Below are 23,271 nucleotides of genomic sequence, written 5' to 3' on the forward strand. Positions count from 1 at the left end.
ATGACAAAGTACCATTTTACAGGCATTAAAGGGTCTGGTATGAGCCCGTTAGCGCAAATTTTGCATGATACAGGCTATGAAGTGCAAGGCTCTGATATTGAAAAATATTTTTTTACAGAAAAACCATTACATGAGCGAAATATAGAAATATTATTGTTTGATGAATCTAATATTAAAGAGGGTATGACAGTTATTGCCGGGAATGCTTTTCCAGACAATCATCCTGAGTTGGTCAAAGCTAGAGAGCTTGGCTTAGAGGTAATCCGATATCATGACTTCTTAGGCGATTATATGAGTCAGTTTACATCTATTGCAGTTACTGGGGCTCATGGTAAAACATCGACTACTGGTTTGTTATCTCATGTATTGAGTGGATATGAACCAACTTCGTATTTGATAGGTGATGGAACTGGAAAAGGCGTGCATAATGCTTCTAATTTTGTGTTTGAAGCTTGTGAATATCGTCGTCATTTTCTAGCGTACAATCCTGATTATGCTATTATGACTAATGTTGATTTTGATCATCCAGATTATTTCCAAGATATCGATGATGTTTTCCAAGCATTTAAGTCCATGGCGATGCAAGTGAAAAAAGGTATCTTTGCTTGTGGCGACGACAAATATTTACAACAGATAAAATCGGAAGTTCCGGTCGTATACTACGGCTTTGGGGAACATAATGATTTTGCAGCCCGCAATCTTGAAATCTCAACAGAGGGTACATCTTTTGATGTATTTGTACGCAATGAATTTTATGATCGCTTTTCTATTCCAATGTTCGGTGATCATACTATTTTAAATGCGCTTGCAGTTATCTCTCTTTGCCATTATGAAGGTGTCCCATCAGATACTATTCAAAAAGGGTTAGAGACGTTTGAAGGTGTAAAAAGAAGGTTTACGGAGACTATTGCAGGTGATGATATTATCATTGATGATTATGCTCATCATCCTACAGAGATAAAGGCAACTATTCAATCGGCTAGACAAAAGTATCCCACTCACCAAATCGTTGCTATTTTCCAACCACATACTTTTACAAGAACGCAAAAGTTTTTACAGCAATTTAGTGAGGCTTTAAGTTTAGCAGATCGCGTTTATTTATGTGATATTTTTGGATCTGCAAGGGAAAATGCTGGAAATTTAACGATTGAAACGCTTGGTGATATTATTGAAGGCAGTCACATTTTAACAGAAGAAAATGTAGGCGAATTGCAAACAAATGAACAATCTGTATTCTTATTTATGGGAGCAGGCGACGTTCAAAAGTATCAAAAAGCCTTTGAAGCAAAACTTAATAATTAATAAAAGAGCTTAATCTATTTAGATTAAGCTTTTTTTAGAAGGATATTTAAAAGAAACGTAGTATAGTATAGATAGGAAGTTTAATTTGATTTGATTGGGGTAAAATTGTATTAAGACAGATCAGCTTTAGGAGGATGTTCAATGGAAAATCTTTTATACATAGCCGCTATAATAGCCGCTGTTGCATTTCTAATACTTTGTATAAGTTTAGCGATGACCTTATTTTCAGTTAAAAAGACATTAAATAATGTGGCGGACACATTAGATGGGTTAGAAACGAATCTTCAAAACATGACAAAAGAAACAGCGGAACTTCTTCATAAAACAAATGACTTAGCAGAAGATATTCAAGCTAAATCTGAGAAGTTAAATACAGTAGTCGATGCAGTTAAAAATGTAGGAACATCTGTAAATGGATTTAATCATTCTATCCAACGTTTAACAACTTCTGTAACATCCGAAGTGGAGAAGAATGAAGAGAAAATTGCTCAGGTTGTACAATGGAGTAATGTTTTTCTAGGCGTTCGAGACAAATGGAAAGAACGTAAAGCATTAGAACGTGCTGGGTATTACACTTACGACAATGACAACCAAAAACCACTATAATTGGAGGAATTTTACATGACAAATCAAAAGCAAACTAAACCTAACTACAATGATGCAACTTATAATCATGAATATTATGCCAACCAATCATCTTATAATCAGCAGGGAAATCCCAATTATCCACCAGTACCATACTACAACAATGATCCAAGAGATGATATTTACCGTGATGAAGAAGTAAATGGTAAAGATTTTATTCTCGGTGTGTTAATTGGTGGAATAATCGGGGCAACGACTGCTTTATTGTTAGCACCAAAAACTGGTACAGAACTTCGTGGAAATCTTTCTACTCAGGCTGGTCAGCTAAAAGAGAAAACGATGGATTTATCTTCTACTGCGAAAGAAAAAACAACTCAGCTTTCAAAGCAAATTCAAGAGCAGTCCGGACAATTAGTTGAAAAAGTAAAAGCTATTAAACCAGCTGCCTCTTCACCGTTGGATGACGGTACGGCTTCTTCTGAGGGAGAAGAGCCAATGGAATTTATGGAAACGGTCACCTTTACAACTGAAGAATTAACAGATCAAGAAGAAAATGCGACAGCAGTTGCAGAAGCGATTAAAGAAGCAGTTGCAGAAGAAGAAAAAAAGTAAATATATCATAAAAAAGCATTGCACATAGCAATGCTTTTTTGTATTTATCCTTTCTTTCACGAAAAATTAATTATTGCATAAAATATTATGGAGATGATTTTAACTTTTAGGGAGCTATTGACTTGAATAAAAATAATTTAAATTTTAGACAAGATAATCCAGACCAGCAAACGGAGAGTCAAGCTGCAAAACTAGCTGTGATTGCCACAGCAATCACAACCTTTGGAGATGCGTTAGCCACAATAGCTGCTGTTCTTGCACTAGAAGAGAGCCGACAGAATAATAGCGATAGTTCTGATAACAAAAATTTACAGAAACAAATTGACCATTTAAACGATGAAATTAAATATCTAAAAAAACAAATAAATAGTCAGAAGCGTTTTTACTGAAATAAATCTAATAACGAATTAAATTTTATAAAATCGGGCACGCTATACTTGAGGTGACAAGATGAACTTTCCAATAATCCATACAAATTTTTGGGATGCTCTAATAGCTGTTCCGGCAATTATGATTCTAACTCAACTTCTAAAAGTATACTTTAAAATCCCTAGCACATTTACACCGTATATTGCACTCCTCATTGGGCTATTAATATCCATTTTTATTAGTCATCCAAATAACTTATTCGCTGGTATTTTCATGGGGTGGTTTTATGGATATGCAGCTGTTGGAAATTACGCTGCATTAAAAACATCGTGGGTCGCCTATAGAAATGAGTGAAGGTTCATAAACAAGAAGAAAAAGAGTCGGATTCACAAAATTTGAATCTGACTCTTTTTGTTTTATCCAAACAAGATCTCTAAAAAATCGCCACCAAATATTTCTTCATCAAAACGTGAAGGCTCTCCGTTTTTTAATATTTGGAATGAACCAGCTTGCTCCGGCATAGTCCATTCAGTAAAACGAAAAACGTCTTGAAAGATCCAGGGGGAATTATTTATATCCTGCCACTGAATGTTCGATTTTTTAGGAATTATATCAGTAGGGGACAATTGGACGTTTTCTTTCTGCACAATTGCACATTCTTTCATGAGCTCCACTGTTTTGTTTTGGAATGTAACTATTATTTTGTCCATTAACTTTTTTTCAAGTTGATTTGCAAGCTGTTGCAACGTTGGTGAACTAAATGTTTCCAGTTGTATAATATCATTTTCTTGAACAGGATAGGTTAGTTTGGCCTGGCTACCATTTAACAATAGCTTTGATGAAAATGATGGGATAAAATGTTCTTTATTGTTTATGGTTACAGTGTAAGGTTGTAGTTGGATTAAGTAATTTTCTTTGTGAATAGAATATATAACCTGTTCTATTGTTTGCGGCGTTTCAACAGTTATTTTGTCGTTGTCTTGCAAAACCTTATCTAAAGAAACCTTATGCCCATTTTGTTTCACAATAGGTTCAACTATATACATAACACCTTGAAAAGTAATAGATTTAATCGTCGCATCGTCCAAAAGATCCCGCACTGTAGCGAAACCTTCTTTTCCGTCAACGCCCTCTAATAGTTCTATTTTATCATTATTTTGAATAGCTGTTTTTGTACTAGCTTCAACTCCGTTTAGCTGGATAACAGCTGGTTTTCCATGCTCTCCTGGAATATGAATGATTTGCCCATTTACTTCTACAGTTAATGCAGCTCCAGGCTTACCATAAAGTTTACGAGCTGAAATATTAGCAGCTAAAAAGGCATCAGCAATAGTCATTTCTTTAAGTTCAAATAACCGAACGATTTGGTTATTCACTTGCACAGACATGTATTGAATTGGTGCACGTTTTGCTGCAATGGCAATTCCGATAGGGGTAACCAATTCAGGCGTGATTGGAATATGTTCTTCCTTCGTTAAGTGCTGTATTGCATCTATCCCACGAACTGCAACACGATTGAGAGGTAAATTTAGTTTTTCAGCCAAAACACTAGGGAGAGTTGGAGTTAAACTTCCCCCACCTACTAGCATCACAGCCTTCGTAGGTTTGTTGTTATTTAAGCGCAAAATTTCGTTTGAGATGGCACTTGCTAAAACCTCTATAGCAGGTTTTAGTGCTTTAATCACCTCATCTTTTGGGATATCCTGCTCAAAACCTAAAATATCGTGTATTTGGACAAATTCCTCGGTATTAATTTTTCTCTTTGCTTGTTCAGCTAACGGGAAATCCAATAAGTAATGATCACTCAAAGCTTCGGTAATTTCATCTCCAGCGGTTGCTACCATTCCATAGGCGACTACAGTTCCTAAATCTGTAAGAGCAATATCAGAAGTTCCCGCCCCAATATCGACTAATGCTACGTTTAATCTTCTCATCGAAGGAGGTATAAGCACATTGATCGCAGCAATTGGTTCAAGCGTCAACGCTTCCATTTCCAAGTTAGCACGTTTTAGTGCAGAAATAAGAGATTCTACTACGACGCGTGGAAGAAAAGTTGCTATAACCTCTATAGACGCTTCGTTTCCTTGTTGATCTACTAAACTTCCTATTTCTTCTCCATCTAATCGATAATAGACAACACTGTATCCAACACAATAATAGTGATTAGAATGCTTGTCTGTATCATTTTGTATTAAATTACTCTGTGCTTTTTGGACGGCTGAAAGCTCCAGTCGATTCATATCATCCTCTGAAAAGATAGGTCTATTTTTAATGTCCATTACAACTTCTGCCTGCTCTGTTTTCAACGCTCTACCAGCCGCAGCCACACTTACTTTTTCCAATTTTCCATGCTTTTTTTCAAGCTTCTCTTTTACGGACTGAATGACCTCAGCCACTTTTAACACATTATGTATTTGACCGTCAACCATTGCTCTTTCTTTGTGTTCTTCCACTAATATATCCAATACATGGAAAGAGTCTCCATTTTCTTCTAAAATAATCCCTACTACAGATCTTGTACCAATATCTAATGCAAATAATTTAGGTGTCAATTTCCCACGTCCTTTTTCAGACAAATACTTTAACGAGTTGAATCGCTAAAATAAAATGCGTGACATTTTCTCGAGCATTGATTATAATATTACTTATATCTAAAAATGTATCACAATTTTCTGTCGTTATAAAGTATCGGTGGAAAGAAGAGAGGAGAAATTATCTATGAGTCATGTAGATTTAGACGCTTTACGCGCACGTGTTGATGAGATTAACGTAGAGATTTTACAGTTAATCAACGAAAGAACTGGTGTTATTCAAGAGATTGGTAAAGTAAAAGAGAAACAAGGTGTTAATAGATATGATCCTCTTCGCGAAAGACATATGCTAGATCACTTGAAAGAAAATAACGCTGGACCACTTCCACAATCAACGGTTGAGCATATCTTTAAAGAAATCTTCAAAACCGCTTTAGAAATTCAAGTGGATGATCAAAAGAAAGCATTACTTGTTTCTCGTAAAAGAAAACCTGAAAATACGATTGTTAATATTAATGGGGAACAAATTGGAACAGGTACACCATCATTTGTTTTTGGTCCTTGTTCAGTTGAATCCTATACACAAGTTGCAGAGGTAGCAGCAGCTATCCAATCTAAAGGATTAAAACTTATCCGTGGTGGGGCATATAAACCACGTACTTCCCCTTATGATTTCCAAGGATTGGGATTAGAAGGATTAAAAATATTAAAGAAAATTTCACAAGAGTTTGGCTTATCTACGGTATCTGAGATTGTAACGCCAAGTCATTTAGATGAAGCTCTAGAATATATTGATGTTGTTCAAATTGGTGCACGTAATATGCAAAACTTTGAATTATTAAAGGCAGTAGGGTCTATCAATAAACCAGTCCTTTTAAAACGAGGAATGGCAGCTACATTAGAAGAATTCATCCATGCCGCTGAATATATTATGTCACAAGGGAACGATCAGATTATCCTATGTGAACGCGGTATTCGGACGTATGAACGTGCAACCCGAAACACATTAGATATTTCGGCTGTGCCAATTTTAAAACAAGAAACACATTTACCAGTATTTGTAGATGTTACACATTCAACTGGTCGTCGTGATATTCTACTACCTGCTGCAAAAGCTGCAATAGCTATTGGTGCTGACGGTGTAATGGCAGAGGTTCATCCAGATCCAGCAGTAGCTTTATCGGATGCTGCACAACAAATGAACTTACAGCAATTTGATGAGTTTTATGATTCTGTACAAAAATTCTTAAAAAATCATGAGATTCATGCCTAGTTAGTGAAAAAATTCACAAAACCGACTCTTATTTTAGAGTCGGTTTTACTATTTCATTGAAAGTTAGGAAGGTTATCAAGTATTATTGATATATATAATTTTTTGTATGTAAAAAGGTGAAGGAGGGATATATGTTGACTATTACAATTTACGATGTTGCCCGAGAGGCAAACGTATCAATGGCAACTGTTTCACGTGTTGTTAATGGAAATCAGAATGTGAAGCCAGCTACACGTCAAAAAGTATTAGCGGTAATTGAACGTCTGGATTATCGACCAAATGCTGTTGCACGGGGGTTAGCAAGTAAAAAAACAAAAACTGTCGGCGTTATCATTCCAGATATTTCGAATGTATTTTATGCAGAGCTTGTTCGTGGTATAGAAGATATTGCAACAATGTATCGTTACAATATCATATTAACTAACTCCGATCAGCAAGAAGATAAAGAAGTTCAATTACTGTCTACACTCCTTAGTAAGCAAGTAGATGGGGTAGTGATGATGAGTGATGAAATTTCCCCTGAAATGTTGCATGAGATGAAAAGAGCAAGCGTTCCAATCGTATTAGCAGGCACAGTTGAAACTACAAATTCGTTTCCATCCGTAAATATTGAATATCATGAAGCGGCAGTGGATGCAGTTAACCGTCTTATCAAAAATGGTCACACACGCATTGCCTTTGTATCAGGATCTATTGATAGCACAATAACCAGACTATACAAGCTATCAGGTTATGAAAAAGCATTAAATGAGGCAAGTATAGAAATTGACAGTGATCTCATAGTTGGAGTAAATAATACATACGACGATGGCCTTGTTGCATGGGAGCAATTGCGAGAGCTAAAGAATCCTCCAACAGCATTTTTTGCTGGTAATGATGAAATTGCTATTGGTTTAATCCATGGTGCACAAGATAATGGATTAAGTGTACCTGAGGATGTCGAAGTAATAAGCTTTGAAAACTCCAAACTATCTCGTATGGTTAGACCTCAGCTTACGAGTGTCGTTTTGCCGTTGTATGATATTGGAGCGGTTTCCATGAGACTGCTGACGAAACATATGAATAAAGAAAATATCGAGGAAGATACGGTTATTCTGCCGCATTGGATTGAAGAACGAAAATCAGTTAAGTAAAAAACACCAGTAGCCATTTAATGTTGGTTACTGGTGTTTTTTGAATGCTTGCTGACTTCGCAGTTGGTAGAGTGCTTTGTCGAGCATTTGTTTGTTCTTTTCTGTAATTTCTTCTTTACGTGGAATAGGTTCGTACAGCGGTTCAGGATCTAGCCATGTAGGAATGAGAGGGATTGGTGATTCTTTCGACCATTTATCCAACCAACTTTGTGGTAACACGCCTTCCGGATAAGGAAAGTCATTCATCTCCATCCATACGTAGGACCATGCACGAGGTACTACTCGCCATATATCGTAACCACCACCGCCAACAGCAATCCATTTACCATTGCAAAATTCATGGGCTAGCTCATGTGCAAGCTTCGGAATCTCTTGATAAATTTTCATCGTTCCATATAAATGAGTAAGTGGATCAAAATAATGTGCATCGGCACCATTCTGACTAAGAATAACATCCGGTTTAAATGCTTCCACAATTTCTCGAAAGCTTGTCCGATAAATATCTAAAAAAGACTCATCCTCTGTAAAAGCATCAATAGGGAAATTGAAGGAAGTGCCATAGCCTTCGCCAGATCCTCTTTCCGTAATACCGCCAGTCCCTGGGAATAGATATCTTCCTGTTTCATGAATTGAAATAGTACACACATTTGGATCATCATAAAAAGTCCATTGAACTCCATCTCCGTGATGAGCGTCCGTATCTATGTAAAGAACACGGGCGTTATATTTTTCCTGCATATACTTGATAGCAACAGAACTGTCATTGTACACACAAAAACCAGACGCACGTCCTCTAAAACCATGATGTAGCCCGCCACCTAAATTCACTGCATGGCATGACTTACCTTCCATCACATAGTCAACTGCAGTTAAAGTACCTCCTACGAGACTTGCACTTGCTTCATGCATATTAGGGAAGATAGGGGTATCCTCGGTGCCAATACCATAGCTTTCATATTTCGTACTATCAACATTTTCCTTGCTTGCTTCTTTTACTAACTCAATATAGTTTGCATCATGGACGAGAAGTAGTTCCTCGTCAGTAGCCATTCTAGGGGAAACAATATCCGATGAAGATAAAGCATTTACCTCTTTTAGTAGATCAACTGTCAATGTGAGTCGTTTTTGATTGAATGGGTGAGTATCCGAAAACTTATAGCCTAACTGATCTTCGGAAAAGACGAATACAGCTTTTTTCATAGACCTAACCCCGGATGATTCGGCCATAATACCTCGTAGCCCTCTGCACGAATAGCTTCAATAAGTCTAAGTGGGTTTATAGTCTTTACTCTAAGTACTAAAATTTTATAATCACTTTGATCTTTATCGGGATACACTAAAACACTTAACACATTTACTTTTTGATCGTGGAAGACTTTTGAGACTCCGAACAGTACACCAGGTTTGTTCGGTACTCGGATTTCAATTTGGGATCCTGGCTGATGTACACCTGTTAGCTCGATAAATTTGTAAAGTAAATCCGACTCTGTAATCATTCCTACAAGTTTTCCATGCGATACAATTGGTAAGCAACCAATTCGATTGTCATAAAAGATACTCGCAGTTTCCTCTACGAAATCTAGTGGATGACCAGTTATCGGGTTTTTGGTCATTATTTCTCCTAATGTCCGATTATATATTTTAGGGTCTGATACATTTTGTAGTGTGGATGGAGTTGCTTCTTTTAAGTCTCGATCGGTCACGACTCCAAGTACTTGTCGCTTGTCATTAATAATAGGTAGATGGCGTATTTTTTTCTCTTTGAGTAATTGCAATGCGTCATTTATCGTATGTTCTGGTGTTAAAGTTGGTACGGAAGTATTCATAATTTGTTCAACTAGCATGTGCATGAACTCCTTTTGTAAGAAAGTTAGTCATTATTAGTACATAAACCGATTCATAAAACGTAGTTGGTCGAACTGCTGGATCGATTCCGAGTCTACTCTGCTACCAATCTTAGCCATTAAGCAATTGGCAGGATGAGAGCTAATCTCCGGATCGTCTGTTGCAAAATACTGTAGACCACCCGCTTGCATCATTTTCTCCATTACTTTTCTATATTCCCATACGTTTAATCCTGTCCCTTTTAAATCCCAGTGCCAGTAATACTCTGTTGTAATCGTAATATAATCCTCCATAGCATCATCCATCATGGATACTCGAAGGAGTGTTTTTCCGACTCCTGTGCCACGGAATTTTGGAATTACCTCAATAGCCCCTAACTCTATTAGATTTTCCATATTACCTTGTGACCATCTTTCAAGTGGGTCTGGATATAAGAATGTACAATAACCTACAATCGTTTCTTGATCTCGCACAATGATAATTCTTCCTTCAGGCAGTTTAGCAATTTCAATAATTGCTTGATGCTGCTGTGTTGGTGTGCGAAAAGCTACTAAATCCTCGTGAAATTGTAGCCTCGCAATTTCTTCAGATGGAATAGGACCTTCAATAACGACAGTGCCATGTACAGTTTCTTTCTGCTCTGCATTATACATTTTTGTATGTATCACGGATTCACCACCTCTTTAGATAATTGTAATTGTATATATTATACATGATTTTAATTTAATATTGCGATTACCTCTATTATTTTAATCAAAGATTCTAAAAAGTATAAAGATTAGCAAAAATACAAAGAAGTATTGTAGAATGGAATAGTAAAGTTATAGAAAGGGTGAATAGGATGAAAATTGAAACATTACAAGTAGTTCAAGGGGATTTTCAGTTAAGTAATTATGAGGAAACTGCAAAAAATTTTAAATGGGAAGACGCAGAGAAAGAGTTCTCATGGTATAAAACTGGAAAAGTGAATATGGCGTATGAAGCAATTGATCGTCATGCAGAAAACGATAAGAAGGATAAAGTCGCACTTTATTATCAAGATGCTGAACGAAAAGAATCCTATACTTTCGGTGAGATGAAAAAGTGGACGGATAAAGCTGCAAATGTATACGTGAACCACTCAAATTTGTCTAAAGGGGATCGCCTGTTTATATTCATGCCAAGATCACCAGAGCTATATTTTGCACTTCTTGGAGCTACAAAATTGGGATTAATCGTTGGTCCGCTTTTTGAAGCGTTTATGGAAGGTGCTGTTTACGATCGTTTATTAGATAGCGAAGCAAAAGCAATTGTCACAACACCGGAATTATTAGATAGAATTCCATTAGATAAATTACCTAATTTAGAGACTGTGTTTATAGTAGGTGAAAGTATAGAGGAAACTGATAAGTTTATCGATTTCAAAAAAGCTTTACATAATGCTTCAGAAGCCTTTGAAATCCAATGGGTTGATAGAGAAGATGGACTGATTTTACATTATACTTCTGGTTCTACAGGTAAACCGAAAGGGATCCTGCATGCTCATAATGCAATGGTGCAGCAATATCAATCTATGAAATGGGTAATGGATATTAGAGATGACGATATCTATTGGTGTACAGCAGATCCAGGATGGGTAACTGGGACGGCATATGGCATCTTTGGACCCTGGCTAACAGGAACGACATCACTTATTCTTGGTGGTCGATTCTCACCAGACACTTGGTATAATGCAATAGAAGAGTATGGAGTTACAGTATGGTACAGTGCACCAACTGCATTCCGCATGCTAATGGGTGCAGGAGATGCCATCGTTAAGAAGCATGATTTGACTTCATTGCGCCATGTATTATCAGTAGGTGAACCGTTAAATCCTGAGGTTATTAAATGGGGTATGCAAGTGTTCAATAAACGAATCCACGACACTTGGTGGATGACCGAAACTGGTGCGCTAATGATCTGTAACTATGGTTGCTTACCTATTAAACCAGGCTCCATGGGTAAACCACTACCTGGAACTGAAGCAGCAATTATTGATAACCAGGGTAACGTTGTACCGCCTTATACGATGGGTAATCTAGCGCTGAAAAAGGGTTGGCCATCTATGATGCGTCAGGTATGGAACAACAAAGAGAAGTATGATTCATATTTCATTAATGATGAATGGTATTTCTCTGGAGACTCCGCATATATGGATGAAGAAGGATACTTTTGGTTCCAAGGTCGAGTAGATGATGTAATCATGACTTCCGGTGAACGCGTAGGACCATTTGAAGTAGAAAGCAAATTACTAGAGCACCCAGCTATCTTAGAAGCCGGGGTTATAGGAAAACCGGATCCTGTACGTGGTGAAATAATTAAAGCCTTTGTTGCATTAAATGAAGGATATGAACCATCTGACGAACTAATAACAGATATTCAACAATTTGTGAAAAAAGGACTTGCTGCCCATGCAGCACCACGAGAAATTGAATTTAAGGATAAGCTTCCAAAAACAAGAAGTGGTAAAATAATGCGCCGCGTACTAAAAGCGTGGGAATTAAAGCTACCAACAGGTGATTTATCGACTATGGAAGACTAATAGTTTAAGTGAATTAAAAGATCACCAATAATATACAAAAGCATTGCGTTTCGCAGTGCTTTTTGTATTTAAAATTATCCAATATAGTCGTTGAGGTTTAAGTTAATACGCATTCTAAAAAGGTAGGGGTGAAATTAAATGGAACAATTAAATCAAATTATAAAAAAGTTAAAAATAAACGTTCTTTCCATTAAGAATGTTCCTGATTCCTTTAGCTCAACTGTATATAAAATACAACAAATGAATCAGAAAATAGTGTATCTAAAAATACCCTATTCTAAAGTCAAATTAGTACGGGAATATGAAGCGATAGAAATATTGAGCGGTGAGCTACCAGTGCCTAAGTTAGTGGGATATTGGGAAGGGGACGATGAGATACCAGGTGCTCTTCTGCTTTCAGAGATGAAAGGACAGCCTGTTTCTGGAAAAGTTGATGAAAAATTAGCTTATGATATAGGCGTTCACCACGCAAAGTTGCATAACGTGTCTCCAAAAGAAAATAAATCATATAAAGGTATTTTAAATGTATATGAACAATGGTCAACATTTACTGAAGCACATTTTTATGGTTTTGCAGAAGATGTCAAAGAAGTAATACCAGAGGATTTATTAAGGCAATCGATAGAGCTATTTGAAGAGCGTCGCAAATTTCTTCCTAACCCAGATGGACCGAGCTTTATACATATGGATTTTCGTCCGGCAAATATTATAATCCATGAAAATCAAGTTTCTGGAATTATAGATTTTGAAAGTGCTCGCTTTGGTGCGACGGAAATGGATTTCACAAAAATTAACCGTGATATATTTATGAAAAACCCAGGGACATTAGAAGCTTACCAACAGGGATATCAATCTATTCGGCCATTAATAGATTTAGAAGGCGTATTGCCATTTTATCGTTTTACGGATGCATTTAATTCATTAGGGTGGTGTAAAAGACGTGGCATCGAAAAGCATCAGCAATTTTTTGATGAGAATTATGTTATCTTAAAATCTATTCTGATGAATGAACATTAATTCAACTTTCGATTTCTAATAAAGAAAAGAAGGCGACTCGTCAAGAATCGCCTCCATGTCTTCTTTATTCCTCATCAAACCACAGTTTATCTTTGTTATCAATATCACCATTATAATTGATTAGTATTTCATCTCCTGCTTTTATATTTTTATAAGCAAAGAAATCAAATGTGTGATTTTTAAAATTAATCTCATATATTGCATTCGGTTCATAAGAATGATTAAACAACATTCCATAACCAAGGAGAATAGCTGAGTGATTTATCCCATACTCAAAAGCGTAATCAGCTAGTAGGGTTTGCTCAATGTACTGATGCTGTTCGTTTGGATACGAAATGACAGGTGCTTCATGGAAAAGCTGCCCTTTTTTGATGTCACATGTAGCAAATACTCCTCTATTGAATTCTCCATCACTTACTGGAGATGTTTTTACCTCGATCATGTTTATTCGCCTCTCACTTTTAAAATATTCTTTCTAACTGTAACATTAATTTGAACATTATGCTCCTTTATTTTGGAGTGAGAAAAATTGTCCAATTTGGCGTCTCCATTTTTAATAAAAAAAGAGCCCGAATTTGGGCTCTTTTTATGTTTAATTTTATCTAATTATTCTCCACCTTCACCAGGAGGAGTTGGTTCTGTCTCTACAGGAGGGGTAACAGGTTTTTCCTCACCAGGTGGAGTAACTGGTTCTACTACAACAGGAGGTACAACTGGCTCCTCCTTATCATCTTCCGGTGTTTTTGGTGGAACTACAGGTTCCGGTGGTTTCGCTGCTTCTATAGACACTATATTAGAAGAACCAGATTCTAAACCAGTGATATCCACAGCAACCACGATAAATTGACCTGGTCTATTTATTGAAAATCTATTTCCTGCAGCCTCTTTCATAGAAGAGAGGAGAGCCCTTTGTCCATTTCCTACTTCATATACTCGATACCCTACAACATCTCCTGAAGTAGAATTAGCCCAAGTTATCGTGCCGTTTGAAATGGAAGCTGTGACAGCAGCTGGTGGGCTTCCGTCAGCATTAAATACTTCCTCCGAAACTACATTTCCTCCAAAAGCCGATTTTGCAGGGAAGAGTTTCGAAGCGTTACCTCCAAATTTTCCAAGCATACGCTTGATAAAGGCTTCGTTTACGCCATAACCACCACTTACAACAAATTCACGCGGAGTCGTATCTAGCGCACGATATCTATTTCCATTTATCTCAACGTATGAAGAAGAGATTAAACTATCATCTTTGGCAGTTGGTAATAAAACAGCCGCGTTAAATAAATCAGATTTCACTAAACCGGCTTGAGAACATGCATCAGAAACTGCTAGTCCTGAAATACCACAGAAGGATCGAGTAACTACTCCTTCAGGAGCTTTAAAATTATTAGGTGCATCGACTAATTCAGGATTCACATCATACATTGCATTCATCATATTAGACCAGAGCATATTAATACGAACGCTAGGGTGATTATAACGATTATTCATATAATACAATGTTTGTGTATCATCTCCATAACCCAACCAAACTCCTAAAGAAACATTTGGATTATAGCCTACTAGCCACGAGTCATTATGATTTTGTGTTGTCCCCGTTTTTGCACCAAAGTCAGATTGGAATTTTAATCTAGAGTTTGCTAATTTTGCAGTTCCTCTAGTCATTACATCTCGTAACATATCGGTAATGATATAGGAAGTAGCGGCACTGAATACGGGTACAGCTTCCACCTCATGCTGATAGATAACATTGCCGTCTACGTCTTCAATTTTTTCAATCATATACGCATCGATAAACTGACCACTATTAGCAAATGTACCAAATGCATTGGTGTTTTCTTCAAGAGTTGCACCATTTGTCATTCCCCCAATGGAAAGGGCATGATTGGCATATTCACCTTCTTCAATATGTTCAAATCCCATTTTCTTTAAGAAATCAGTAGGCTTACGATCCATTATCAAATCATAAAGTCGGATAGTGGATAAGTTTTGAGATGTGGTTAAAGCATCACGAGCAGAAATAATACCTAACTCTTGTTCAGTAGTATAGTTAGATGGTGATTTTGCCCAAGTAGTACTACCCAAATTTTCTAACTTCAGATCGACTACAGGACTACCAGCACCAATTACGCCATATTCAATCGCTGGAGCATAAACAAGCAAAGGTTTAATCGTAGAGCCTATCGGCCGGACCCCTTGAGTAGCATTATTTTGAGCCTCAATCGTATGATCTCGTCCGCCTAAGAAGGAAAGTATTTTACCTGTTCCATTCTCTATCAACATTCCACTAACTTGAACAGGGAAATCTTTTAAAACTATTTCTCCTGAATCCTCATCTTTTACTTCTTTCTGGAAAGTATGACCATAGTACTCAAATTCATCTCTTACTTTTAACATAGTCTCATACATGTCTTTATTAATCGTTGTATGAATGCGATAACCATCTGTACTTATGGAACGCTGTGCTAAAATATCGTATTTTTCATAAAGTTTTTTCTCGTTATCTAATCTATCAGGATCAATAGAGTCTGCCTCAGCAAACTTATCTCTTAAAATAGCTTTCACTCTATTTTCAATTTCGTATGTTAACCAAGGATATTTCTCTTCAGGAAGAATCTCTGGCTGTCTAAAATCTTTTGTAATATCATATTTTACTGCATTATTGTATTCTTCATCTGTAATATAACCGGTTTCATTCATCCGGAATAAAACAGTTTTCATCCGCTCAATACCAAGCTGAAGAGCTTCGCCTTCTTTGATAGTGCCACCTTGTCTAAATGGTGTATAGGCAAATGGAGCTTGTGGAATACCTGCAATGTAGGCAGCTTGCGGTAAAGAGAGATCTTTTGCTTTAACATTAAATATTCCGTTTGCTGCTGTTTCTATTCCTGCAATATTTCTCCCATTAGAGTTTCGACCATAGGGAATTATATTTAAATATGCTTCAAGTATTTCTTCTTTGTTCATAAAGTGCTCTAAACGCATAGCTAATAGTATCTCTTTAGCTTTACGCTCGTAAGATACTTCGTTGGTTAAAATTTGGTTTTTGATCAATTGTTGCGTTAAAGTTGAACCACCTGTTTGTGTATCTGAATTTGATACATCTTGAAGTAATCCGCGGAATAATGCCTTCGGAACAATTCCTTTATGGACTTCAAAATATTCATCCTCAGTTGCCAACACCGCATCGATGACAAAAGGAGAAACCTCTGATAATTTTGTTTCCGTTCTTTCTAGATCAGTCCGTAATTTACCTAAATAAATGTCCCCTGCAAAATAAATTTCGGATGTTTCTTCATAATTAAATATATCACTTCGCATTTCTTCCTTATCACGAAGTGGTTCTTCTTTAACTAATGAAGCAAAATAACCTGCGCCGACAGTTAGACCAAATACTCCCAAAGTAAGAAGTCCCACAATGAGAAGTAGACTTAAATTCCAAATAACACTAGAGGATATTCTAACGCCCTTTGCCCACTTTGTAGATTCCCACTCTGCAAATTTGTCTCTATATATCTGTATTTTTTCAAGCAGTTTTTTCATTCAGTTCTCGCCCCCTAAATCTTGAACTATTATACCATAAGCGCATATTGTTAGAGAATAGTTATTGACATACAACGTATATTAGGTAAAATAGGTATATATTTTAACGGAGAAAAGTCCGAAGTAGTATTTATGCATACTGTCAAGAGAGCTAACGGTTGGTGGGAGTTAGTCAGTGTATAAAAATGAATTACAGGCTTGGAGTTAAACGTACTCACAACGATACGGTGATTGAAGCGGAGGGAGTAAATCCTTCAAGCTGGGTGGTACCGCGCTATTTGATTAAGCGTCCCTGCATGATTTTATATCATGTGGGGACTTTTTTATTTTAAGGAGGGAATTATAATGACGAACTTATTAGATGATTTAGCTTGGAGAGGTCTGTTATACCAACAAACAGATGCTGAAGGTATGGAGCAGCTTCTAGGGAAGGAAAAAATCTCATTGTACTGTGGGGTGGATCCGACTGCAGATAGTATGCATATTGGACATATCGTACCATTGCTAACATTGAGACGTTTCCAAATGCATGGGCATAGACCAATTCTTTTAGTTGGTGGTGCAACAGGAATGATTGGAGATCCTTCTGGTCGTTCAGAGGAGCGTCAATTACAAACGACAGAACAGATCGATTTAAATGTTCAGGGTATTAAAAAACAAATGGAGCAAATTTTTGATTTTGAATCCGAAAACGGTGCACAAATGGTTAATAACCAAGAGTGGATTGGCTCCATGAATGTTATTGAATTCTTACGCGATTTTGGAAAATTAATTAATATTAATTACATGCTCGGTAAAGATTCTATTGCTTCTCGCTTAGACACAGGTCTCTCTTTCACTGAATTTACGTATACCCTTATACAGGGAATTGATTTTAATCATTTATATGATCACTTTGGATGTCGCGTTCAAGTAGGTGGATCGGATCAGTGGGGGAATATTACGACTGGTTTAGAGATGATTCGCAAAACACATGATGAGAATGCGAAAGCTTACGGTATTACCATTCCATTGGTTACTAAATCAGATGGAACTAAATTCGGTAAGTCTGCCTCTGGTTCTGTATGGTTGGATGCAAAGAAGACCTCTCCATATGAATTTTACCAATTCTGGATTAATACAGCGGACTCAGATGTTATTAAGTATTTGAAAATCTTCACATTCCTAGAGCGAGCAGAAATTGAAGCTTTAGAGGTAACTGTTGAAAATGAGCCACATTTAAGAAAAGCTCAAATTACATTAGCAGAAGAAATGACACGTCTAATCCACGGCCAAGACGCTTTAGATCAAGCAATTCGAATTTCCCAAGCATTATTTAGCGGGAATTTGAAAGCATTGACTGCAACGGAAATGAAAGATGCTTTTAAAGATGTACCATCTGTTGAAATGGCGAAAGAAGAAAAAACGATCGTAGACTTCATCGTGGAAGCCACAGTGTCGCCTTCAAAACGCCAAGCCCGTGAAGATGTAGCAAATGGTGCTATTTCGATTAATGGAGAAAAAGTGACAGATGTTGCGTACGTTGTAAGTGGAGCAGACCGTTTAGAAGATGAGTTTATGATTGTACGAAGAGGCAAGAAAAATTATAAAATGATTAAGTTTGTATAAGATAAAAGCTACTTCCCTATACTGTATGGGAAGTAGCTTTTTTACCTTTTGTTCGGAACAAAGTGAAAGACTAAAAACCACCACGCTCATCTATGTGGTGATTATTCTGCCCATCCTTTACCTGGAGCTGTTTCTTTTGATGCTCGTTTAACTTTTGATATTCCAAATAACTATCGCCTGTTACGTTGTCTTTTTTCTTTTTATTCAATGTATTAAATGATTTATCCTTTTTCATACAAAACCCTCCTATTTTATAAATTTCTTTGTTAGTGTTCACCAATTATGTTTAAATAGTCACAAATTTATTAAGGAAATAAAAAAAATTAAACTTTACTAGTTAAAAAAGAGCATAAAATAAGGTAAAATAAAAATTGGGACAAAAGTTTGGATTTAAAACATAACTTTTATTATTGGATCGAGGGGACGTACGAGTGAGTGCAAAGAAATATGTATTAAGTCATTTTGATGATTTTTTTGTAGTTTTATTTGAAAAAGATAATAAAGCAAACAAACTGGTCATTTTAAAGGATAAATTTACAGTACATGCAAAAGAGGGAGATTTATTAGAGGTAGAAATCAACCCTGATAAATCCGGTTACAATTTTAAAATGCTCGAAGAAGAGGGCGATAGTACGAAACAAAGATTGTTGGATTTAATTGAGAATATGAAAAAAAACTAAGAGTGAATTGAAAGCTAATTTTGGAATTAAACAATTGAAAAAAGTCTGCCAAAACACTTTTAAGTTGTAAGAGGAGTAAATTACTTCAAAACAACTTGGAAGTGTTTTTGTTATATAAAGATTTAATAATTGAGTGACTGATGCGCTTGAAGCCTTATGAAGATACAACAGGTAGTTGACCAAGAAACTGCTTGATTCACAAATAGTTTATAAAGAATAAACTTTTTTTTATAATCAATTCTTCCATAAAAAATTACTTTTACAATATTGTCTACTACCATCATGTTTTCTCCATACTAATAGATGAGGTGGTAAAATGACGATTGTACGACTAGGCTATGTTGCGATGAGTATGGAACTTAAAAATGCTTCCCCATCTAAAACAATGACCTTCACTCAATTTCAAAAATACAGGGATCGTGAAGCAGCAATCTCCAAATTAGAACGAATTGCAATGGCTAATTTAGAAAATACACACAGGTTGCTTAAACATAATGTCTTTAGTGAAATTTACTTTTATCGTTTAAGCTCTCGACTGATTCCTTTAGCAAACCACTTAGAACTTTCAGAATGGGATTATATGAAACCGTTAAAAGAGAAGCTGCAAGAAATAGGGGAGTTTACGAAAAAGCATAACATGAGAATTGATTTTCATGCAGACCATTTTGTTGTTCTGAATACCTCTAAATTAGAAGTATGGAAAAATTCATTAAAAACCTTAATTATGCATTATTCGCTATTAAATGAAATGAAAATTGATCCTACTCATCGCTGTGTGCTACATATCGGTGGCAGTTATAAAGATACAGAAAAATCATTGGAGCGTTTTGTTAATAACTGGATTGGTGTTCCAAAATACATTCAAAAGATGATCATTCTCGAAAATGACGATACCTCATTTACACTTGATGATACTCTTTATTTATGTGGAAAATTAGGAATTCCGCTTGTATTTGATTATCATCATCATCTTGTACATCATCGGAATGAAAATTGGGTAGATAAATGGGAATGCGTAGTGGCAACATGGAAGGACTCACCCCTTCCAATTAAAATGCATATCTCTAGTCCAAAAAATGAGGCTGAATTCCGTCATCATGCAGACACTGTGGACGTGGACATGTTTTTTAGATTTTTAAAAGAGATTAAAGGATCAGTCCCACAAATCGATTGTATGATTGAAGCCAAATGGAAGGATGAAGCTCTATTCACTTTAATTAAAGAGATTAAAAATAGAGGAGATATTGAAATGATTGATGGATCATCCTTTTATCTAAAGTGATCACGTAAAGCTATCGTCTTTACTCAATTAAATAAAAAAGCCTTCGAAAACCTGTATTACAAAGGTTTCGAAGGCTTTTAATATCACTCTTTGCAGAGCAAATAAATTAACGAGAGTAGAACTCAACGATTAGAGCTTCGTTGATTTCAGCAGATAATTCTCCACGTTCTGGATTACGAACGAAAGTACCTACTTTGTTGTCTGCGTCAAAAGATAAGTATTCTGGTACGAAGTTATTAACTTCGATAGATTCGTTTACTACATCAAGGTTTTGAGATTTTTCACGAAGAGAAATTTCTTGACCTGCTTTTAAACGGAATGAAGGAATATCCACACGTTTACCATCAACTAATACGTGACCGTGGTTTACTAATTGACGTGCTCCACGACGTGTACGAGCAAGACCTAAACGGTATACAATGTTATCAAGGCGAGTTTCAAGAAGAATCATGAAGTTTTCACCATGTTTACCTTGCATTTTACCAGCTTTGTCAAATAGTGTACGGAATTGACGTTCGTTTACACCGTAAGTGTGACGAAGTTTTTGTTTTTCTTGTAATTGTAAACCGTACTCAGTTAATTTTTTACGTTGGTTAGGACCGTGTTGTCCTGGTGCGTAAGGGCGTTTTTCTAATTCTTTACCAGTACCGCTTAGTGAAATACCAAGACGACGTGATAATTTCCATGATGGACCTGTATAACGAGACATGTATGTCTCCTCCTCTATGTTGGTTTTATTTTGTTGTAAAATAAGACCAGATGTATTCAGACTAGCAGACATTTTGTTTTCATGTATCATCGCCCTAGCAGCCGAGGGTTACGGGATACACCATCTATGTTATAGAGGAACAAAATGAGCAATCTAGGCCATACAACTGCTGCATTTATTTTACACAAAGTCCATTGTATCTCTATATGTATTAAAAGTCAAATTATATTCTACTTCATAAAAATTGTAAAATACGATAGACAGGGAATATATAAATAGGATAAAATATAGTTAAATTGAATTATACGTAACTGTGATAAAAGTATCATAGATGCTCTTGGAAACCTAAAGAGGTGAAGTAATGGATAGCGAAGATAAGTTGATCCGTCTTAAAAGTAAAATTCTAGATATTTGGAACGATAGCGTATTTACACATGAATCAAGTATTAAATGGTTTGAAGAATTTCAAAACATTTTAGATGATTTTTTTGAGATACAAAAAGCAAAGTATTTCATATACGATGCGGATACTTTTTTACAGCTTTCTTGGAATCATTCATTTACAAAAAAGCTTAATGCTGTTAAATGGTCAGAGATTGAAAAGTTTTTCTATGACAAGGATTATGTAGATGTACAAACTCTTCAAGTTGAGGGTTCTTCTGACCTAGAGGTTGCATTATTATTAAGAGATACAGAATTACAGCCATTAGGTTTAATACTAATGGAATCTACAGAAAAATGGAAAGAATTTTCACAAACACCTCAACTAAATGAATTTTTGAAAACAATTACTAAATTAGTTAAAACTATTAGGAAATCTGTTTATTTAACACAGCAGGAGAACCAATATCGAAATTTGTTTAATGTAACAAAAATGTTTAATTCGACATTAGATATCGGTCAAATTTTAGAAGGAACGTTACACTCCGTTCAAAAAGCTTTTCCTAATTTCAAGTCTAAACTTATCCTTTCGAATGACCAGGATCGTAAAACATCTGTTCCATATAAATTATTCGATTATACAACGGAAAGAAATGCTACAGTTGAGGCCTATGTTTCGGGTGAATTAACAACTGAGTTAGCACAAGACTTAGGTGTTCGCTTGTTGAACATTCCAATCGTAGGAAAACAAGGGATTTACGGAATTCTCCAAATTTCTGCACCGCTAGATTATTTATTTTCTATTAGGCAAAAAGATTTTGCAGTTTTACTCGCTGCAGCAGCTGGTAATGCATTAGAAAATGCTAAGTTATATATTCAGTCGCATCGACTAGTTTCCGATTTACAATTGATCAATGAAACCTCGCACAAGTTAAATATGAATTTGTCGTTGGATGAGATGGTTAACTTTTTAAGAGACCAGCTCGTAAAGTTTTTCCAACCAGAGCATGTTGGCTTTGTATTTATCGAAAAGGATGAATATAAAATTTCTCCTGCAAGTACAGAGTTATTCCATACGATGGATGGACAGCTATATATTCAATACGTTTCAAATCATTTTAAAACGGAGAAGGATTCTTTATTTATTGCCGACTTCAATCGTTTAACGGATTTGAAATACGAATACCGTTCGATAATGGCTATCCCTTTAAAGGAACAGAGCAATATTACTGGTTTTAGTCTCATTATGCACAAAGAACCCTATTTTTTCTCTTTTGACAATTACAAACTTATGCAGTCCTTGATACAGCATTCATCTTTAGCTATTAGCAACTCAACTTTAAGAAATAAGCTTCAAAAAATGGTAGATCGAGATCACTTAACAAATCTATTTGCACGGAATTATTTAGATAGATTTGTTGAAAAGGCGATGAAGATGGACGACCAAGGTGTCTTTATACTTATGGATATCGATAACTTTAAACGAATAAATGATACGTATGGTCATCAGATAGGTGACGAAATTTTAATACAAATAGCAAGGGTTATACAGGGAATGATTGAAAACAAAGGAATTAGTGCGAGGTGGGGCGGCGAGGAGCTTGCTTTATACTTTTCAAATATGTCATTAGAACAAGGCATAGAAATGGGTACACAGTTGTTAAAAGCCATTCCACAAAATACAAATCCATCTGTAACCGTTTCAATGGGTATATCAAGCTGGCGTCGACAGGAGGATTTAAGTTTTAACAATCTCTTTCATTATGCAGATACTGTTTTGTATAAAGCGAAAAATAGTGGTAAAAACAAACTTTGCGTTTATAAGGCATCTCACTCTTGCTGAG

Annotated in this window: 21 protein-coding genes and 1 other annotated feature; of the genes, 13 read left to right on the forward strand and 8 right to left on the reverse strand. The window is 36.0% G+C overall.

Annotated features, from left to right (window positions below; all coding sequences use genetic code 11):
- The 5 genes from murC (at position 1) to BLR36_RS03555 (ending at position 3,222) form a co-directional block, all read left to right on the forward strand.
- Positions 1–1,302: a UDP-N-acetylmuramate--L-alanine ligase gene (gene murC, locus BLR36_RS03535; RefSeq protein ID WP_093060352.1), complete on the forward strand. Its 1,302-nt coding sequence runs from the start codon at positions 1–3 to the stop codon at positions 1,300–1,302.
- A gap of 141 nt (positions 1,303–1,443) precedes the next feature.
- Positions 1,444–1,908 (forward strand): DUF948 domain-containing protein, encoded by a 465-nt coding sequence (locus BLR36_RS03540; protein ID WP_093060353.1) that lies wholly within the window; start codon positions 1,444–1,446, stop codon positions 1,906–1,908.
- 15 nt (positions 1,909–1,923) lie between these two features.
- A complete protein-coding gene (locus BLR36_RS03545) occupies positions 1,924–2,499 on the forward strand; it encodes a YtxH domain-containing protein (RefSeq protein ID WP_093060354.1) in 576 nt (191 codons plus the stop codon).
- A gap of 122 nt (positions 2,500–2,621) precedes the next feature.
- Positions 2,622–2,888, forward strand: coding sequence for a hypothetical protein (locus BLR36_RS03550; protein ID WP_093060355.1), 267 nt, complete (start codon positions 2,622–2,624; stop codon positions 2,886–2,888).
- Between the two features lie 61 nt (positions 2,889–2,949).
- On the forward strand, positions 2,950–3,222 hold the full coding sequence (locus BLR36_RS03555; RefSeq protein ID WP_093060356.1) for a hypothetical protein: 273 nt from the start codon (positions 2,950–2,952) through the stop codon (positions 3,220–3,222).
- Positions 3,223–3,284: 62 nt separating this feature from the next.
- Here BLR36_RS03555 and BLR36_RS03560 read toward each other — a convergent pair whose 3' ends face one another.
- Positions 3,285–5,420 (reverse strand): cell division protein FtsA, encoded by a 2,136-nt coding sequence (locus BLR36_RS03560; protein ID WP_093060357.1) that lies wholly within the window; start codon positions 5,418–5,420, stop codon positions 3,285–3,287.
- 166 nt (positions 5,421–5,586) lie between these two features.
- Here BLR36_RS03560 and BLR36_RS03565 point away from each other — a divergent pair, with 166 nt between their 5' ends.
- Both BLR36_RS03565 and ccpA read left to right on the forward strand, forming a co-directional pair.
- Complete coding sequence (locus BLR36_RS03565; RefSeq protein WP_093060358.1) at positions 5,587–6,672, forward strand: bifunctional 3-deoxy-7-phosphoheptulonate synthase/chorismate mutase; 1,086 nt, start codon at positions 5,587–5,589, stop codon at positions 6,670–6,672.
- A gap of 134 nt (positions 6,673–6,806) precedes the next feature.
- Entirely contained in the window at positions 6,807–7,805 is a 999-nt protein-coding gene (gene ccpA, locus BLR36_RS03570; RefSeq protein WP_093060780.1) for a catabolite control protein A, read from the forward strand.
- 27 nt (positions 7,806–7,832) lie between these two features.
- Here ccpA and BLR36_RS03575 read toward each other — a convergent pair whose 3' ends face one another.
- Genes BLR36_RS03575 through BLR36_RS03585 form a run of 3 tightly spaced genes read right to left on the reverse strand, consistent with a single transcriptional unit; the run spans position 7,833 to position 10,318 of the window.
- Positions 7,833–9,005, reverse strand: a complete 1,173-nt coding sequence (locus BLR36_RS03575; protein WP_093060359.1) for an acetoin utilization protein AcuC — start codon at positions 9,003–9,005, stop codon at positions 7,833–7,835.
- The gene (locus tag BLR36_RS03580; protein ID WP_093060360.1) at positions 9,002–9,649 is read right to left on the reverse strand and encodes an acetoin utilization AcuB family protein; all 648 of its coding nucleotides are present in this window, start codon (positions 9,647–9,649) and stop codon (positions 9,002–9,004) included. Before BLR36_RS03580 ends, BLR36_RS03575 begins: the two co-directional genes overlap by 4 nt.
- 36 nt (positions 9,650–9,685) lie before the next feature.
- Positions 9,686–10,318 carry a GNAT family N-acetyltransferase gene (locus tag BLR36_RS03585; RefSeq protein ID WP_093060361.1) on the reverse strand — a complete coding sequence of 211 codons (633 nt, stop codon included), beginning with the start codon at positions 10,316–10,318 and terminating at the stop codon, positions 9,686–9,688.
- 173 nt (positions 10,319–10,491) lie between these two features.
- Here BLR36_RS03585 and acsA point away from each other — a divergent pair, with 173 nt between their 5' ends.
- Together acsA and BLR36_RS03595 are read left to right on the forward strand one after the other, a co-directional pair.
- Positions 10,492–12,210, forward strand: coding sequence for an acetate--CoA ligase (acsA, locus tag BLR36_RS03590; protein ID WP_093060362.1), 1,719 nt, complete (start codon positions 10,492–10,494; stop codon positions 12,208–12,210).
- 138 nt (positions 12,211–12,348) lie between these two features.
- Positions 12,349–13,227 (forward strand): aminoglycoside phosphotransferase family protein, encoded by an 879-nt coding sequence (locus tag BLR36_RS03595; RefSeq protein ID WP_093060363.1) that lies wholly within the window; start codon positions 12,349–12,351, stop codon positions 13,225–13,227.
- A 64-nt stretch (positions 13,228–13,291) separates the two neighbouring features.
- Here BLR36_RS03595 and BLR36_RS03600 read toward each other — a convergent pair whose 3' ends face one another.
- Positions 13,292–13,669 (reverse strand): SET domain-containing protein, encoded by a 378-nt coding sequence (locus BLR36_RS03600; protein ID WP_093060364.1) that lies wholly within the window; start codon positions 13,667–13,669, stop codon positions 13,292–13,294.
- A gap of 164 nt (positions 13,670–13,833) precedes the next feature.
- Entirely contained in the window at positions 13,834–16,767 is a 2,934-nt protein-coding gene (locus BLR36_RS03605; RefSeq protein WP_093060365.1) for a transglycosylase domain-containing protein, read from the reverse strand.
- A gap of 100 nt (positions 16,768–16,867) precedes the next feature.
- Positions 16,868–17,064, forward strand: a binding site (T-box leader).
- 48 nt (positions 17,065–17,112) lie between these two features.
- Here BLR36_RS03605 and tyrS point away from each other — a divergent pair.
- Positions 17,113–18,375, forward strand: a complete 1,263-nt coding sequence (tyrS, locus tag BLR36_RS03610) for a tyrosine--tRNA ligase (RefSeq protein ID WP_093060366.1) — start codon at positions 17,113–17,115, stop codon at positions 18,373–18,375.
- Positions 18,376–18,445: 70 nt separating this feature from the next.
- Here the strand turns inward: tyrS and BLR36_RS18705 are convergent, their stop codons facing one another.
- Complete coding sequence (locus tag BLR36_RS18705) at positions 18,446–18,610, reverse strand: hypothetical protein (protein WP_175453957.1); 165 nt, start codon at positions 18,608–18,610, stop codon at positions 18,446–18,448.
- Positions 18,611–18,806: 196 nt separating this feature from the next.
- Here BLR36_RS18705 and BLR36_RS03615 point away from each other — a divergent pair, with 196 nt between their 5' ends.
- Positions 18,807–19,055, forward strand: a complete 249-nt coding sequence (locus BLR36_RS03615) for a hypothetical protein (RefSeq protein WP_093060367.1) — start codon at positions 18,807–18,809, stop codon at positions 19,053–19,055.
- Between the two features lie 316 nt (positions 19,056–19,371).
- Entirely contained in the window at positions 19,372–20,337 is a 966-nt protein-coding gene (gene uvsE / locus BLR36_RS03620; protein WP_093060368.1) for a UV DNA damage repair endonuclease UvsE, read from the forward strand.
- Between the two features lie 106 nt (positions 20,338–20,443).
- Here the strand turns inward: uvsE and rpsD are convergent, their stop codons facing one another.
- Complete coding sequence (gene rpsD, locus BLR36_RS03625; RefSeq protein WP_093060369.1) at positions 20,444–21,046, reverse strand: 30S ribosomal protein S4; 603 nt, start codon at positions 21,044–21,046, stop codon at positions 20,444–20,446.
- 361 nt (positions 21,047–21,407) lie between these two features.
- Here rpsD and BLR36_RS03630 point away from each other — a divergent pair, with 361 nt between their 5' ends.
- Positions 21,408–23,270: a GGDEF domain-containing protein gene (locus tag BLR36_RS03630; protein WP_093060370.1), complete on the forward strand. Its 1,863-nt coding sequence runs from the start codon at positions 21,408–21,410 to the stop codon at positions 23,268–23,270.
- The last annotated feature ends 1 nt before the right edge of the window (position 23,271 follow it).

The sequence above is a fragment of the Psychrobacillus sp. OK028 genome (genome assembly GCF_900103605.1).
Lineage (GTDB): Bacteria > Bacillota > Bacilli > Bacillales_A > Planococcaceae > Psychrobacillus.